Below are 15,805 nucleotides of genomic sequence, written 5' to 3' on the forward strand. Positions count from 1 at the left end.
TCTAGCCGTCGCCTCCCCCACCGCCACCTCGGCCTGTGTCAGGGTTTCCCCATGGACCCTGCACAGATCGCTCAGCTGCCACTGGGCCCACTGGCCGAGCGGATGGGGCTGGAGCTGCTGCATCTGGAGCCAGCCCGGGCCGAGGGCCGCTGCCCGGTGGCCGGCAACACCCAGCCCTTCGGACTGTGGCACGGCGGCGCGTCCTGCGTGCTGGCCGAGACCCTCGCCTCAGTGGCCGCCATCGCCGAAGTCGGGCCGGACGGACGGGCCGCCGGAGTCGAGCTCAACGCCACCCATCTGGCCGCGGCCCGGGACGGCTGGGTGCATGGCACGGCCGAGGCCATCCGAATCGGACGCACTCTGGCCACCTATCAGGTGGAACTCCGCGACGACGCCGGCACCTTGGTGTGTGTGGCCCGGGTGACGGTCTCCCTGCAGCGAGCAGCTACTTCTTGAGCGGAAGCTACTTCTTGAGCGGCTTGGGCTTGCCACCACTCTTGGAGTGATCGATCACGCCCTCGGCGACCTCGCGCATCGACTTGCGCAGATCCATGGCGGTCTTCTGGATCCAGCGGAAGGCTTCGGCCTCGGACAGGCCCAGCCCCTCCTGGAGCAGGCCCTTGGCCTGGTCGACGGCCTTGCGGGAAGCGAACCGCTCCTCCAGATCGGCCACCTCGGCCTCGACCGCGCGGATCTCGGCGAACCGGCCGATCGCGATCTCGATGGCCGGCACCACGTCGGAGGCATCGAAGGGCTTGACCACATAGGCCATGGCACCGGCGTCCCGGGCGCGCTCGACCAGCTCACGCTGGCTGAACGCGGTCAGCATCACCACCGGAGCGATCCGCTCCTCCGCGATCGCCGCGGCCGCCGTGATGCCGTCCATCTTGGGCATCTTCACGTCCATCACGACCAGATCGGGCTCCAGCGAGCGGGCCAATGCGAGAGCTTCCTCGCCGTCGCCGGCTTCGGCGATCACCTGGTAGCCCTCCGCAGTGAGCAGCTCGACCAAGTCGAGGCGGATCAGGGCCTCGTCCTCGGCCACCAGAACGCGCAGGGGGTTCTCTGCCGAGGGGTTCACATCGCTTGTGGTCGCCATCTTCACTTTCCTACCGATCAGCCTTGCTGTGCTGGGTTGAGGGTACCGCGCGGCAAACAGCCACTGCCAAGTTGTGGCAGAATCTGTGCCTACCTGCCGGGGTGGCGGAATGGTATACGCGGACGGCTCAAACCCGTCTGCCCGCAAGGGCGTAGGGGTTCGACTCCCCTTCCCGGTACTCGACTCGATATGGCTCTGGTTAGGGGCGGAACCGCTCCGGTGGTCTCCGGACGCCAAGACCCTGCAACTCCCGTGCAACCCAGGCCCGGCCGAGACCCCCTCAGAGCCCCCTCCGGACGCCCGCTCGCGAGGCTCTGTTTTGGGGTTCCCGTGGCGCGGCAAGGTTGGTTCAAGGGTTGCCGGCGTTGCGTCGCCTTCGGGGTTCGGCCACGAGTGTCGGAGCCACCTGCGATGCTGTCGCTGTGAGCGGAGTGTTCAGCAACATCAAGCGTATCGACCACGACTACACGAAAACCAACGACGTCGCCTGGGACACAGGCCATTGCCCTGACTGTGGAGGTACGCAGATGGGTGTCGTCGCCTTCCTTCCGGAGAGTGAGCTCTATTGGCTGCGATGTGTCGGCTGTGGTCGCGGTTTCGTCCGAGAGTGGGGGGTGACCCTCCCTGGTGCTCAGCCGTTTGATGTTCCTAAAGGACTACCAAACACTGAAGCGGCCGTGTGGGCTGAGATTCGGTCGTGCCTCGCTGCCGGTGCTTTCACAGCGTCAGCCATGATGTGTCGGAAGCTCTTGTTCCACGTGGCGGTTGCTACCGGCCTCCCGGCCAAGGACAAGAGCAACAGAGCTCCGACCTATGCCCAGTGCGTCAATCACCTTGAGGCCGAAGGCGTCATCACTAAGCGGATGCGAACCTGGGTGGACCGGATCAAAGACATCGGGAATGACGCGAATCACGAGATAACGCCCGTCACAGAGAAGCAAGCTCTCGATGTGGCCGGGTTCACACATCAGCTCTTGAGGCTGAGCTACGAGATGGACGAGCTCGTGAAGCCGGACGACGCTGAAGATGAGGGACAAGGCGAGATCCTGACGATCTGACGCTGGGCGTGCAGAAGCCGCCCCGTCCCCAGCTCTCGCCGGGGCGGGACAGCCTCGTCGAACCGCCTACCGCAGCCCGAGCGCTCGCGCCTGACGCAGCGGCTCAACCGCAACTGCTGGTCGGAGTGAGGCCGGTGAAGCGCGCAGAGCTCCAGGTCAGCAGGTCGGTGACCGCCGGCGAGGCGGGCGCGACCAGGCCGCGGTGATCCCGCTCGTGGTAGACCCGATAATCGATCCGGGTTCCGCTGCGACACTGCGCGGCGACGTAGCCGTCCTGGACGTCAGTTGGGACCAACTGGTCCCGTCCGCCCTGCCCCAGCAGCACGGGGACCGGGATCCGCCCGTCGGGACGGTTCTCGGCCAGCCGAGTCGCCAACGCCCCCGCAGTGGGTGACTGCGCCCAGCTCAGCCCGGAGCCCAACCAGGGCAGCAAGGGGCCGGGCTGACCCTGACAGCGGGCCGCGGTCTCGCTCACCCGCGCCCGGGCCGTCGGCAGCAGGTAGTCGTTGCCGTCGATCTCCGGGTAGACGGCCGCGTAGCTGCTGATCAGACGGGCGGCCACGGCCTCTCGCTCCGCTCCGCGATCCGGACTGGCCAGTACCCCGGACAGATCGGTCAGCGGAGCCAGCGCCGCCAGCCCCGTCAACGTGACTTCCGGCGCGTAGTCGTCCCGGATCAGGCCGGCCCACAGCGCCGCATGCCCGCCCTCCCCGAAACCCCACAGCACGGCCTCACCGAACCGGACGCCGTTGAGCTGCCGTGCGGCCCGCAGCGCGTCCAGCACCGCCCTGCCCTCCGGCTGGCCGAGGAGGTAGCTGGGGGCGCCCTCGACGCCCAGGCCCGGCAGATCCGGCGCCAGCAGCGCGTAGCCGGCTCCGGTGACCTGGTCGAGGAAGGACATGCCACCGGAGGCGAGTCCCCGCACCGACGGCGCGCAGGACGGCGAAAGCCCGGTGCCGTCGTGCAGCCAGACGACCAATGGCAACTGCTCGGTCACCCGATCGGCCGGTAGGTAGATCGCCGCACTGGCTACGATCGGACTGCCCTGAGCCGTGGTGGTCAGGTAGAGCAGCCGAGCGGCCACCACCCCGGGGGTCGTCGCTCCGGCGTAGCTGTCGGCGCGCAGCAGCTTGCCCGGGGCATGCTGCCCACCGACCATGGCCGGGCTGTAGAACGGGCCCGGCGCGACGCGACCGCCGTCCAGGCCGGCCCCAGCCAGGGCCAGCGCCAAGCCGAGCAGGAGCGCCAGCCCTCGCCCGACCAGTCGATTTCGGTTGGCCGCCACGGTTGGCCGATCGGCCGCCCAGGCGTCCACCATGATGCCGAGGCCGGCGATCAGCAGGTACAGCCCCAAAACAACCGCCGCCGGCAGCAGCGTCCGATCCACCCAGACCACGGCAAGGCTGCCCAGCCCGATGGAAGCGCCGCCGACCAGCAGCGATGCCCAGAAGCCGGCTGTCGACGGGCTGTTCAGCAGCCTGGGCCAGTGCGGGTTGCTGAGCAGCGCGGCCGACCACAACTCGGCGCCGCCGGCCAGGATCAGGAGCACTCCAGTCACCGCGCCGACCAGCGAGAGGTTCACCGGCTGCCACAGTCCGATCAGAGCGCTGCCCACGGCGAAGCAGATCGCCAGGGTCAGCTTGGCCGGGCGCTCCCGGCTGAGTTGGACCAGTTCCACCAGGGCGGCGACCGCCAGCCCCAGGCTCACACACAGGGCCATCAGCTCGGGCGCGGCAAACGGGCGGACGGCAAGGAAGGCCCCGACGACGACCGCCGGAATGCCGGCCGCCGTCCGAACAGCCCTGCTCACCCGGGGATCGGCCACGCCCAGACTCTAGCGGCCGACCCTCCGGGCGCTCGGCTACCCGTGGTCGGAGTGGGTCAGTCCATCTCGTAGATGCGCAGCGCGTTCGTCTTGTGCATGTGGCGGCCCGGGTTGCCGCTCACCACGACCACCCGATCGCCGGTGGCCATGAAGCCGGTTGCGGCCAGCGCATCCTGCACCGACTTCACCATGGCGTCGGTGTTGGTGTACTCCGGAGTGACGTAGGACTGAACGCCCCAGCACAGAGTCAACTCCTGGGCGGTCTTCGGCAGCGGGGTGAAGGCCATGATCGGCACCTCGGAGCGCAGCCGGGCCAGCCGGTGCGGAGTGTCGCCGGAGATGGTGAATGCGGCCAGGTACTTGGCCCCCACTCGCTCTGCCACCTCGATGGCCGCCTTGGCAATCACCCCGGAGACGGTGTGCGGATCCCAGGCCAGGCCACGGATCTTGTCCAGTCCCTCGGACTCGGTCCGGCTGATGATCCGGGACATCACCTCGACGGCCTGAATGGCGTACTCCCCCACGGCGGTCTCACCGGAGAGCATCACCGCGTCCGCGCCGTCCAGGATCGCGTTGGCCACGTCAGAGGCCTCGGCGCGGGTCGGGCGATGCGAGGTGATCATCGATTCCAGCATCTGGGTGGCCACGATCACCGGCTTGGCCCAGGTCCGGGCCGCGTCAATGATCCGCTTCTGCACGCCCGGGACGTCCTCCAGCGGCAGTTCGACGCCCAGGTCACCACGGGCCACCATGAAGGCGTCGAAGGTGTCGATGATCGAGTCGAGGTTGTCGATCGCCTGCGGCTTCTCCAGCTTGGCGATCACCGGCACATGCCGGTCCTCCTCGTCCATCACCTGATGGACCGGGACGATGTCGGCGGCATTGCGGACGAAGGACAGCGCCACCATGTCGACGCCGTGGCGCAAAGCCCAGCGCAGGTCCCGCTCGTCCTTCTCGCTCAACGCGGGGACGCTGACCGGCACGCCGGGCAGGTTGATCCCCTTGTGATCGGACACTCGGCCGCCGACGATCACCTCGGTGATCACGTCGGTCTCGGTGACCTCGACCGCCCGCAGCTCAATGGCTCCATCGTTGATCAGGATCTGGTCGCCGGGGGTGACGTCGGCGGTCAGCGTGTTCAGGGTGGTCCCGGCCCGCTCGGCGGTGCCCAGGACGTCTTCGGTGGTGATCACGAAGCGATCACCAGCGTTCAGGAAGGCCTCCCCGTCGACGAAGTTGCCCAGACGGATCTTGGGGCCCTGCAGGTCGGCCAGGATGCCGACCGGTCGGCCCGCGACTCGGGCCGCATCGCGGATCCACCGGACCCGCTCGGCATGCAGGAGGTGATCGCCGTGGCTCATATTGAGCCTCGCGACGTTCATTCCCGCGTTCACCAGGTTGACGATTGCCTCGGCCGAATCAGTCGCCGGACCGATCGTGCACACTATCTTCGCTCTACGCACGTTGCCCAACCCTAGCCGCCTCGTGTTACAACCTGCGCAGGTCAGTGCCGGACCAACTCCAGTGCCGTGGCTAAATCGTCGGGGTAAGGCGAATTGAAGGTCACCAGTTCGCCGCTGCGGGGATGCGTGAAGGACAGCTGAACGGCGTGCAGCCACTGCCGCTGAAGCCCTAGTCGGGCCGCCAGAACCGGATCTCCGCCATAGGTCGGATCGCCCACGCAAGGGTGCTTGATCGCCTGCATGTGCACCCGGATCTGGTGAGTTCGTCCGGTCTCCAGGTGAATTTCCAGCAAAGATACGGAGCGGAACGCCTCCAGAAGCTGGTAATGGGTCACGCTGGCCCGTCCGCCGGCGATCACGGCCATCTTGTAGTCCGCGCCCGGATGGCGTCCGATCGGGGCCTCGATGGTGCCCTCCAGCGGATCCGGATGGCCCTGCACCAGGGTGTGATAGGTCTTGGCGACCTCCCGGCTGCGGAAGGCCTGCTTCAAGACCGTGTAGGCAGACTCACTCTTGGCCACCACCATCAGACCCGAGGTGCCCACGTCGAGGCGCTGGACGATCCCCTGCCGCTCGGGTGCTCCCGAGGTGGAGATCCGGAAGCCGGCTGCGGCCAGGTGCTCCACCACGGACGGACCGTCCCAGCCCAGGCTGGGGTGGGCCGCGACTCCGGCCGGCTTGTCGACCACCACGATGTCGGCGTCGTCGTAGACGATCCCGATTCCGGCGACCTCGACCGGCACCACCTGGACGGTGGGGGCGGTGGTCACCGCCACCTCGAGCAGATCACCGCCACGGACCCGATGAGACTTGGCCACGGTCTCGGAGTTCACCAGGACTCCGCCGGCTTCCAGCAGATCGGAGATCCGGCTGCGGGATAATCCGCTCATCCGAGCGGCAGCCTGGTCGACGCGCTCGCCGTCCAGGCCGTCGGGAACCAGCCAGACGCTATTCATCCGTCGGGCCGGCATCGGCGCCGGCCTCGGGTGCAGCATCGGCGAATGGGACGCCGTCGAAGCCGACCTTGGTGATCAAGGTCAGCCAGATCACCACCACCGCAGCCGCGGTGATGCACATGTCGGCGACGTTGAACACGGCGAAGTAGGGCAGCTGGATGAAGTCGATGACATGGCCCTGGAACGGGCCCGGGTCACGGAAGAGCCGATCGGCCAGGTTGCCGCTGATCCCGGCGACCAGCAGACCCATGGCCGCGGTCCAGCCCGGATGGCGCACCTTCGGCACGAACCAGGCCAGCACCCCGATCAGGGCCGCGATGGCAATGATGGCCAGCCCGATGGTGAATCCCTCGCCCATGCTGAAGGCGGCTCCAGAATTGCGCAGCAACTGGAGGGTGACCAACCCGCCGAGCAGGGGAATCGGATGGGCAGGATCCAGCACCACCAGCATCACCGCCTTGGTGACCTGATCGACGACCAGCCCCAGAGCCCCGATCCCGAGAACCCACGACCACACCGCGACCGGCGACATGCCGGTCTTCTCACTGCTGGTTATCTGCGTTCCTCCCGCTGCTTGCAGGCCACACACATCGTGGCCCGCGGGAAGACCTGAAGGCGGTCCTTCCCGATCGGCTGCCCGCAGGACTCGCAGGAGCCGTAGTTGCCGGCCTCGAACATCCGGTAGGCCTGCTGCGCCTGATCGAGCATGTCGCGGGCGTTCTGGGCCAGCGACATCTCTTGATCGCGCTCGAAGTTCGAGGAGCCGACATCGGCCGGATCACGTCCGGCACCGTCGGTGCCCTCCTCGAAAAGATCGGCCAAACCCGCCTCGGCCACCTCGATCGCCCGCTCCATCCGAGCGATGTCGGCAAGCAACTCCTGGCGGATCTCTTCGACCTCGTCCTCGGTCCAGGGATCCTCGCCCTCAGCGATCGGGAACGAGGCGGCCTTGGCCCGAACGGTGGGCTTCACACGGTTAGCCGACGGCATGGACTCGCACCTCCTGCTGTTGTCTGAGCAGGGAGAGTACCACCCGTTTCGGTCAGTTGCTCTCGTTGAGCAGGGCGTCCAGGCGCGGCGTGGCGGAACCCGGTCCGGGCTCGGTCAGGATCTCGGGCACATCGCCGGGCTGCAAGGTCACCTCGTTGAGCGAACGGAGCTGGCTCTGCAGGTGGTTGGCCAGCGTGCTGCGGTAGCTCTGCTCGAACGAACGCAGGCGATCGACCTTGCCACGCAGCGAATCCCGCTCGGCCTCCAACGCGCTGAACAGCTCGGTGCGCAGGGCGTCCGCCTCGCCGGTCACCTGATCGGCTTTGGCCTGTGCGTCAGAGGTGAGCTTCTCGGCGTTCACACGGGCTTCGGACTCGATCCGGTCGGCGCGAGTGCGCGCATCGGTGAGGGCCTCGTGCGCCTTGCGGTTCGCGCTGTCGATGACGGTCTCCGCTTCGGCGCGGGCGCTGCTGACGATCCGATCGGCGTCCACCTGGGACTCACCGACCAGCCGCTCGGCCTGCTCGGTCGCCATCTGCAGCAACCGGGTGACCGCCGGCGAGGCTTCGGCGGAGTTGGTGACGATGATGTTCTCGACCTTGCCGCTCGGGCCGTCCACCACCGGAGCTGCAGCAGCCGCAGCAGCGGCCTGCTTGGCCTCAGCGAGCTCAGCACGCAGCGACTCGATCTCTGCCTTGGCCTGGGCCGCAGCGGCGGCCTGAGCGGCCTGTGCGGCCGCCTGAGCGTCCGCGCCGGACTTCGAGGCAGCGGCCTTGGTGTTTGCCAGCAGCCCCTGCGCCTCGGCGAGTTCGGCCTTGGCCTTCTCGGCGGCGGCCTGTGCTTCGGCCAGCTGGCCGCGCACGGTCTCAAGTTCCCGCTGACGAGCTGACAGCTCAGAGCGCAGCTTGTCGGCCTCGGCGTTGTCGCCCGGGACGAAGATGCTGGACGGTTCGGAGCTGGACAGCGCCTCGAGCTGCTTCTTCAGGCTGCCGTTCTCTTCAGTGAGCTGGGAGAGAGTCGCCTCTACCTTGTCGACGAAGTTGTCGACGTCGACGGGCTCGTAGCCGTTTCGTCGAGCCAGGTGGAAGCGGGTCTGGCGGACCTGCTCGAGGGTCAGGGTCATTGCTCACCTCACGTGTCGGTAACGGGACAAGCTTCAGCAATCCCGATAGTGCTCTCAGGCTAGTGTCACAGCTTGGCTGAATCCAAGAATCGATGGGATTGCACGCTCACGGCCGTAAACCGAAGGTCAAGAGTCCACCCGGCGGAACCGGTCGAGCCGGCTATCCGCTGGTCGGCTCAGGACTGGTTGAAGAAACCGCCGGCCAGGCGTTCCTTGTCCTCGGCCGCCACGGTCACATTGTGCGGCGAGAGCAGGAAGACCTTGCTGGTGATCCGCTCGATGCTGCCTCGCAGGCCGAAGATCAGCCCCGCAGAGAAGTCGACCAAACGCTTGGCGTCGGACTCCTCCATCTCGGACAGGTTCATGATCACCGGGATGCCGTCGCGGAAGTTCTCGCCGATGGTGCGAGCCTCGTTGTAGGTCCGCGGATGCACGGTGATGATCCGGTTGATGTCGGCGACCCTGGGCGCAGCTTCCTTCACCGGACGCCGGGAGCCGAGCTCGGTCACGCTCGCGGTAGCCGCCGGCCGCGTCTCCAGGTCCGTGCCGGTCGGGACGGCCTCGGTGGCCTCGTCCTGCTCAGCCTCGACCTCTGGGTAGTCGGTGTCGGACACCAGGCCCAGCCAAACGGCTGCCTTCTTCAAGCGATCCGCCATCTTTCAGCCCTCCAAAGCCCGATTCAGTTCGACTTTAGCCGCCGCGACCGGCTTCCTCGGGGAGGCCCACCGGCGACACGCCTAGAGGCTGGGCCGCCAGATCACCGCCGCCTGCCGGCCCGCGTCGGCGCCGTCACGCCGGTAGGAGTGCAGCTCGGGGGTGGTTCTGGTGCACGGATCCACTCGGGTCACCGTGACCCCGAGGGCGACCAGCTGGGCCTGTGCGGCAGCACCCAGGTCCAAACTCGGGGTGTCCCAACTGGTCCGGGCGCGGGCCTGCGGCAGCGCCACACAGAACTCCGCCTGCAGTGCGGCCGGCACCTCGTAGCACTGCCCACAGATGTGCGGGCCGATCCAGGCCGACAGCTGCGTCGCCCCCAGGCCGATCAGTGCGTCCACCGTGGCCGGAAGGACGCCGCCGGCCAGGCCGACCCGGCCGGCGTGAGCGGCTCCGATCAGCCCCCGCTGCAGGTCGGCGAACAACACCGGAAGACAGTCGGCGGCGCGCACCGCAAGTCCGATCCCGGGTGCGGCGCTGACCAGGGCGTCCGCCTCGGTCCGAGCCAGTGCCTGGGCGTCCGTACTCGGATCGACCTCGAGCACCCGCGCGCTGTGCACCTGGTAGGCGTTCAGGACCGGGACGCCGATCTCGGCCTCCACCAGGCCCCAATCCGGCGAGCGCCACCCGGGGTAGCCGCTCAGCCCCAGGTCGAGGCGGGAACCGTCCGGCGCGACGCCGTCACAGAAAGCGACCCCGACGCCGTCGGCGCCGGGGTCAACTCGATAGCTGAACAAGAGTCCCTACTTCAGGAAGTCCGGGACGTCCAGGTCGTCGTTACCGATGTAGCCGGGCACGACCGGGGTGACCGGAGTGATCGGAACCACCGGCTCGACCGGTTCGGTCGGAGCCGGCTCCTCGACGACGGCCACGGGCTCGGGGCGCACCGGGGCCGGTTGCGGACGACGCTGCGGTTCCGGTCGCGGAGCCCGCTTGGGCGGCTGCCCGCCATCGAAGCCGGCGGCGATCACGGTCACCTTCACCTCGTCGCCGAGTGCATCGTCGATCACCGTGCCGAAGATGATGTTGGCGTCCTCGTGGGCGGCCGCCTCGATCAGGTTCGCCGCAGCCGAGACCTCGAACAGGCCCAGGTCCGAGCCACCGGCGATCGACAGCAGCACGCCGTGCGCACCCTCGATGCTGGCCTCCAGCAGCGGAGAGGACACCGCCATCTCGGCGGCTACCCGGGCTCGATCCTCACCGCGCGCCGAGCCGATGCCCATCAACGCCGAGCCGGCGTTCGACATGACCGCCTTCACATCGGCGAAGTCCAGGTTGATCAGGCCGGGCGTAGTGATCAGGTCGGTGATGCCGGACACGCCCTGCATCAGCACCTGATCGGCCTGCCGGAAGGCGTCCAGGATCGCCACCTGATGGTCGGTCATCTCCAGCAACTTGTCGTTGGGGATGACGATCAGGGTGTCGACCTCTTCGCGCAGCGTCGAGATGCCGTCCTCGGCCTGGGACGAGCGGCGCCGCCCCTCGAAGCTGAACGGACGAGTGACCACGCCGATGGTCAGCGCACCCAGCGAACGAGCGATCCGAGCCACCACGGGCGCGCCACCGGTACCGGTGCCACCACCCTCACCGGCGGTCACGAAGACCATGTCGGCGCCCTTGAGCACCTCTTCGATCTCGTCGGAGTGATCCTCGGCGGCCTGCCGGCCCTTGGACGGATCGGCGCCAGCGCCAAGTCCACGGGTCAGATCACGACCGATGTCGAGCTTGACGTCAGCGTCACTCATCAACAAAGCCTGGGCGTCGGTGTTCACGGCAATGAACTCGACCCCACGCAATCCCGACTCGATCATTCGGTTGACGGCATTAACGCCACCACCACCGACGCCGACCACCTTGATGATGGCCAGATAGTTCTGGGATGCAGTTCCCACGTCACCCACCCTCACTGGAGCAACTGCTGCCTTATACGGGCTCGACGAAGCCATGGCGGGGAAGGGCAACGTGCTTCGGCGTGCGGACCCAGGCTAGGAGACCCCTTTTCGCACTGTCCAAGAATGACCTGGGCCTCGGCGAGTCCCTCAAGTGCCGCTTCAGGGTTGAGGCGGGCCAAGATCAGCGGCGCGCCGGGAAGGCAGGCGCCGAGACGTCGAAGATGTCGCCGCCCAGCGGCAACAACCGGGCCAGCACTTGAGACTTCAGGCTCGACTCGTCCGCACTCCCCCAGATCACCTTGGCGCCGTCGCGCATCCGCAGCACGATGCCGTCCCGGCTCGGAGCCTCGAGCCGATTGACCTGCGCGCGCTGCTGGTCGCTCAGCGCCGAGAAGACCGCTCCCACGTCGGCGAGCACGCCTTGATTGCTGGGATCGGCCACCACGCGCACCAGGCCGGACGGTTGGTCCGGCACCGCCTGGAAGACCACCCCGGACTCGTCCGCGATCAGGTAGCCGGCCCCGGCCGGGATGGACAGGTGTGCCGTGCGCTCGGTGATCGCCAGGGTCAAGCGGTCCGGCCAGTCCCGACTCACCGTGACCCGGGCCACCGCCGGCAAGCCGGCCACCCGATCGGCAATGGCGTCGACGTCGAGCCGGGCCATCGGCGTCCCGGGGACGACCTGAGCCGCGGCGACCACATCGGTCTTGCTGAGCAGCTTGTTGCCGGTCACGGTGATCTCGCGGGCCGCGAACACCGGGGAGAACCAGACCAGGTAGGCCACGGCCGCCAGGGCCAGCGCCGCCACCGCGATGCCGCCGATCCGCAGCCAGCGGTGCTGCCGCTCCTGGCGGCGCCGCAGGTCCAGCCGGGTGGTGGCGTCGCTCAGGCTCACTGCGGACCTCTCGCCAGTGCGGCGGCCAGCTGCGGACCGACGCTGGTGACGTCGCCGGCACCGATGGTCACCACCAGGTCGCCGGGCGCGACCAGGCCGGCCAGCACGGCAGCAGCCTGGTCGATCTGCTCGACGTAGTGGACCCGGCTCGGATCGGAAACTGCCTGGGCGACCAGCTCGCCGGTCACCCCGGGGATCGGATCCTCGCGCGCCGGGTAGATGCCGCAGACCACCACGACATCGGCGAGTCCGAGCGACTGGCCGAACTCGGTAGCGAAGTCCCTGGTCCGGGAGAAGAGATGCGGCTGGAAGCAGGCCACTACCCGTCCGCTGCCGGCCAGCTCGCGGGCTGCGGTCAAGGTGGCCGCCACCTCGGTCGGGTGGTGGGCGTAGTCATCGAAGATTCGGACGCCGCCCCGCTCGGCCACCGGCTGGAAGCGTCGATTGGTGCCGCCGAAGCGAGCCGCCGCGGCGCGCAGCAGCGGACCGGACACCCCGAGGCTGATCCCGACCGCATAGGCCGCGGCTGCGTTGAGCAGGTTGTAGCGTCCCGGGACGGCCAACTCCAGCGGCCCGGACTCGTCCGGGCCGGTCAGCATCGCGGTGGCGCCGCGCGGGCCGTGGCCGATCCCGGTCAGCCGGACGTCGGCCCCGGCCGACGCGCCGAAGGTCAGCACCCGCTTCCCGGCGGCCCGGACGACCTCAGTGAGCGCGACCGCCCCCGGATCGTCGGCGCTGATCACCACGGTGGTCACCGTCTCAGCCGTGGCCAGCCGGACGAAGCCGTCGGCATAGGCCTCGGCAGTCCCCCAGTTGTCCAGATGGTCAGCCTCGATGTTGGTGATCACCACCAGCTGCGCCGGGTACTGCAGGAATGAGCCGTCGCTCTCGTCGGCCTCGATCACGAAGCTCTCACCCGAGCCGAGCCGATGGCTGCGCCCGGTGTCGCGGAGCGGCGAGCCGACCACATAACCCGGATCGGCGCCGACTTCAGTGAGCAGCGTGGCGATCATGGCCGAGGTGGTGGTCTTGCCGTGAGTGCCGCTGACCGCGACTCCGACCCGGCCGAGCATCAGCGCCGCCAGGGCCGCGCTGCGATGCCACACGCGCAGGCCACGGCGACGGGCTTCAGCCAGCTCGGGGTTGGTCTCGCGGACCGCGGACGAGACCACGACCGTCTCTGCGGCACCCAGCTGGGCGGGGTCATGGCCGACATAGGTGGTCACTCCGGCATCGGCCAGCGCCCGCAGGGTGGCCGAGTCGTGCTGGTCGCTGCCACTGACCGCCACCCCGAGGTCGGCGTACAACGCGGCGATGCCACTCATGCCCGCTCCACCGACGGCGATGAAGTGCACCCGTCCCAACTCAGGGACGGGCAACAGCGGAACCGGCTGGATCAAAGGCATGGCTTCAGTTTGGTCGACCGGCCACTCGAAGCACCAACCGGGCCAGCGCATCGGCCGCTCCGGACGGTGCCAGCTCGCTGCAGGTGGCCGACATAGCGGCCAGGCGCTGTGGATCGGCGAACAACTCGGTGACCAGGGCGGTCAGCCCGACTGCGGTCAGCTCGGCGTCGGGGACCAGGAGGCCGGCCTCCGCCTGGATCAGGAAGTCGGCGTTGCGGGCCTGCTCGCCGTTGCCGTGCGGCAGCGGGACGAAGATGGTCGGCAACCCGATCATCGCGGTCTCCATCACAGTGCCGGCCCCGGAGCGTCCGACCATCAGATCGGCGGCGGCGTAGGCCTGGCCCATCTCGTCCACGTAGCCGACCGGACGGTAGCCGGCCCCGGTGTCCGGGTCGACCACGGCCACGGTCTCCTCGGTCAGGTTGGCCGGTCCGAGCACGTGCAGGATGCTGATCCCCGCGGCCAGCAGCGCCGTCCGGGCGCCGATCACGGCCTGGTTCAGGCTGCGGGCGCCCTGCGAGCCGCCGGATACCAGCAGCACCGGCCCGTCCGCCGGCAGTCCGAACTGGGCGCACGCCGCCGACCGTCCAGCAGCCCGGTCCAGCCCGGCGATGGCGGCCCGCACCGGCAGGCCGACCTGCTGGGCGTGCGGCAATGCGGTGTTCGGGAAGGTGGTGGCCACCCACGGCGTGAACCGTGCGGCGACTCGATTGGCCAGGCCCGGCACGGCATTGCCCTCGTGCAGGATGATCGGCAGCTTGGCCCGCCAGGCGGCCAGGTAGACCGGCAGCGAGACATAGCCGCCGAAGCCGACCACGACCTCGGCCTGGTGCCGACGCAGGATGGCGCCCGCCTCGGCGACGGCGCGGCCCAATCGGCCCGGCACCGAGAACAGCGCCGGGGTGATCCGGCGTGGCAGCGGAACCGGCGGAATCAACGCCAGTTCGAGTCCTGCCGCCGGGATGACCCGCGACTCCAGGCCCTTCGGGGTGCCGATGCAGAGCAGGTCGACGTCACTGAGTTCGCGCAGCCGCTCCGCGGTCGCGATCAGCGGCGAGGTGTGCCCGGCCGTGCCTCCGCCGGCCAGGATGATGGGCAGTCCACTCACGACTTGGCACCGACCGCCGTAGTCACCAGGGTCTTGCGGCGGCTGGCCCGATGCCGCTCGGAGTAGGCCCGCGCAGCCGGCTCTTGGCGGGCGCAGGCCAGCAGGACGCCCAGAGCCATCAGGTTGGCCATCAACGCCGAGCCACCGTAGGACAGCAACGGGAGCGGGACGCCGAGCACCGGCATCATCCGGAACACCACGGCGATGTTGACCAGGGCCTGGATCATGAACCAGCTGGTGATCCCGGCAGCGGTGTAGCGGCAGAACTTCAGGTCCGAGCGCATCGCGATCCGGAAACCGGCATAGCCGAGGATCAGCAGCAGGGCCAGGACGCTCAGCGTCCCGACCAGTCCGAGTTCCTCGCCGATCACGGCCAGGATGTAGTCGGTGTGCGACTCGACAAGGCCGCCCCACTTCTGACGGCTCTCGCCCAGCCCGAGCCCCCACCAACCGCCGGACGCCAACGCGAACTGGGCGCGGATCGGCTGGTGGTTGATCCCCAGCGGGTCGAGATTGGGGTTGAAGAAGCCCAAGATGCGCGACATCCGGTACTGGGCGGTCAGGATCAGCACGACCACGGCCGCCGCGACGCCGCCGATGATCGAGACCAGCACCTTCCATGACGCCCCGACGTACCAGAGCACGGACAGCATGATCGCGCCCAGGATCATCCCGGTGCCCAGGTCGGACTGCAGCACGACCAGGCCGATCATCACCAACGAGGCCGGCAGGAATGGGATCAGCAGGTGTCGGACGTCGCCGAGCAGCTTCTCCTTGCGGGCGAAGATGTCGGCACCCCACATCACGATGGCCAGCTTGGCGACCTCGGACGGCTGGATGTTGAACCACGAGAAGCCGAGGTTCACCCAGTTGGTGTTGCCGTTGTTGGAGTAGCCCAGCGGGGAGAAGGTGAGCACCTGCAGGATCATGGCGGCGGCCATCAGCACCCAGCCGAGCACCTTCAGCTGGGTCGGCTGCAACCGGGCGAAGACATAGGCCATCGCACCGCCGACCAGCAGGAAGACGGCCTGCCGCTTCACGAAGTAGTACGAGTCACCGTCCCAGCGCACGTAGGCGTACACGCTGGAGGCGGAAAGCACCATCATCATGCCCAGCACCAGCAGTAGCACTGCCGGAACGAGCACCAAGTAGAAGCTGGCCTGTGGATGGGCCAGCCAGTCGACCACGAGACTCCGTCGGCGGCCCTTGGCGGGTTGGGCCGACTCGGTTCCGTGGCGATCCTCAAAGGGGGAAGACAGGATCGCCACCGGTTACC

15 protein-coding genes, 1 tRNA gene and 1 pseudogene are annotated in these 15,805 nt (G+C 68.4%); 3 read left to right on the top strand and 14 right to left on the bottom strand.

Features of this window, described 5'->3' with window-relative positions; translation table 11 throughout:
* Positions 1–51 precede the first annotated feature (51 nt).
* Positions 52–456, top strand: coding sequence for a PaaI family thioesterase (locus ATK74_RS07430; RefSeq protein WP_098460441.1), 405 nt, complete (start codon positions 52–54; stop codon positions 454–456).
* Positions 457–463: 7 nt separating this feature from the next.
* On the opposite strand, the gene ATK74_RS07435 is transcribed toward ATK74_RS07430, so the two are convergent.
* Entirely contained in the window at positions 464–1,099 is a 636-nt protein-coding gene (locus ATK74_RS07435; RefSeq protein ID WP_098460442.1) for an ANTAR domain-containing response regulator, read from the bottom strand.
* Between the two features lie 95 nt (positions 1,100–1,194).
* On the opposite strand from ATK74_RS07435, the gene ATK74_RS07440 reads away from it, so the two are divergent.
* A tRNA-Leu gene (locus ATK74_RS07440) sits at positions 1,195–1,277 on the top strand.
* A 244-nt stretch (positions 1,278–1,521) separates the two neighbouring features.
* Positions 1,522–2,157, top strand: a complete 636-nt coding sequence (locus ATK74_RS07445) for a DUF4145 domain-containing protein (protein ID WP_143483591.1) — start codon at positions 1,522–1,524, stop codon at positions 2,155–2,157.
* A gap of 103 nt (positions 2,158–2,260) precedes the next feature.
* Here ATK74_RS07445 and ATK74_RS07450 read toward each other — a convergent pair whose 3' ends face one another.
* From ATK74_RS07450 to ftsW, 13 genes and pseudogenes are all read right to left on the bottom strand, one after another.
* Positions 2,261–3,982, bottom strand: a complete 1,722-nt coding sequence (locus tag ATK74_RS07450; RefSeq protein WP_098460444.1) for a lipase family protein — start codon at positions 3,980–3,982, stop codon at positions 2,261–2,263.
* Positions 3,983–4,038: 56 nt separating this feature from the next.
* A complete protein-coding gene (gene pyk / locus ATK74_RS07455) occupies positions 4,039–5,445 on the bottom strand; it encodes a pyruvate kinase (protein ID WP_098460445.1) in 1,407 nt (468 codons plus the stop codon).
* Positions 5,446–5,486: 41 nt separating this feature from the next.
* Positions 5,487–6,401, bottom strand: a complete 915-nt coding sequence (locus tag ATK74_RS07460; RefSeq protein WP_098462112.1) for an RluA family pseudouridine synthase — start codon at positions 6,399–6,401, stop codon at positions 5,487–5,489.
* Positions 6,394–6,933, bottom strand: a complete 540-nt coding sequence (locus ATK74_RS07465; RefSeq protein WP_098460446.1) for a signal peptidase II — start codon at positions 6,931–6,933, stop codon at positions 6,394–6,396. Before ATK74_RS07465 ends, ATK74_RS07460 begins: the two co-directional genes overlap by 8 nt.
* A 20-nt stretch (positions 6,934–6,953) precedes the next feature.
* Positions 6,954–7,391, bottom strand: coding sequence for a TraR/DksA family transcriptional regulator (locus tag ATK74_RS07470; RefSeq protein ID WP_098460447.1), 438 nt, complete (start codon positions 7,389–7,391; stop codon positions 6,954–6,956).
* Between the two features lie 52 nt (positions 7,392–7,443).
* Entirely contained in the window at positions 7,444–8,514 is a 1,071-nt protein-coding gene (locus ATK74_RS07475) for a DivIVA domain-containing protein (protein WP_098460448.1), read from the bottom strand.
* Positions 8,515–8,690: 176 nt separating this feature from the next.
* Positions 8,691–9,170, bottom strand: a complete 480-nt coding sequence (locus ATK74_RS07480) for a cell division protein SepF (protein WP_098460449.1) — start codon at positions 9,168–9,170, stop codon at positions 8,691–8,693.
* Between the two features lie 81 nt (positions 9,171–9,251).
* Positions 9,252–9,965 carry a peptidoglycan editing factor PgeF gene (gene pgeF, locus ATK74_RS07485; protein ID WP_098460450.1) on the bottom strand — a complete coding sequence of 238 codons (714 nt, stop codon included), beginning with the start codon at positions 9,963–9,965 and terminating at the stop codon, positions 9,252–9,254.
* 212 nt (positions 9,966–10,177) lie between these two features.
* Positions 10,178–11,120, bottom strand: a pseudogene (ftsZ, locus tag ATK74_RS07490) (cell division protein FtsZ); the annotation flags it as partial.
* A gap of 181 nt (positions 11,121–11,301) precedes the next feature.
* Positions 11,302–12,015 carry a cell division protein FtsQ/DivIB gene (locus ATK74_RS07495; protein ID WP_098460451.1) on the bottom strand — a complete coding sequence of 238 codons (714 nt, stop codon included), beginning with the start codon at positions 12,013–12,015 and terminating at the stop codon, positions 11,302–11,304.
* Positions 12,012–13,421 (bottom strand): UDP-N-acetylmuramate--L-alanine ligase, encoded by a 1,410-nt coding sequence (murC, locus tag ATK74_RS07500; protein ID WP_098462114.1) that lies wholly within the window; start codon positions 13,419–13,421, stop codon positions 12,012–12,014. Before murC ends, ATK74_RS07495 begins: the two co-directional genes overlap by 4 nt.
* A 4-nt stretch (positions 13,422–13,425) precedes the next feature.
* Positions 13,426–14,520 carry an undecaprenyldiphospho-muramoylpentapeptide beta-N-acetylglucosaminyltransferase gene (gene murG / locus ATK74_RS07505; protein ID WP_098462115.1) on the bottom strand — a complete coding sequence of 365 codons (1,095 nt, stop codon included), beginning with the start codon at positions 14,518–14,520 and terminating at the stop codon, positions 13,426–13,428.
* Between the two features lie 5 nt (positions 14,521–14,525).
* A complete protein-coding gene (ftsW, locus tag ATK74_RS07510) occupies positions 14,526–15,797 on the bottom strand; it encodes a putative lipid II flippase FtsW (protein WP_211283309.1) in 1,272 nt (423 codons plus the stop codon).
* Positions 15,798–15,805: the final 8 nt, after the last annotated feature.

The organism is Propionicimonas paludicola, from assembly GCF_002563675.1.
GTDB lineage: Bacteria > Actinomycetota > Actinomycetes > Propionibacteriales > Propionibacteriaceae > Propionicimonas > Propionicimonas paludicola.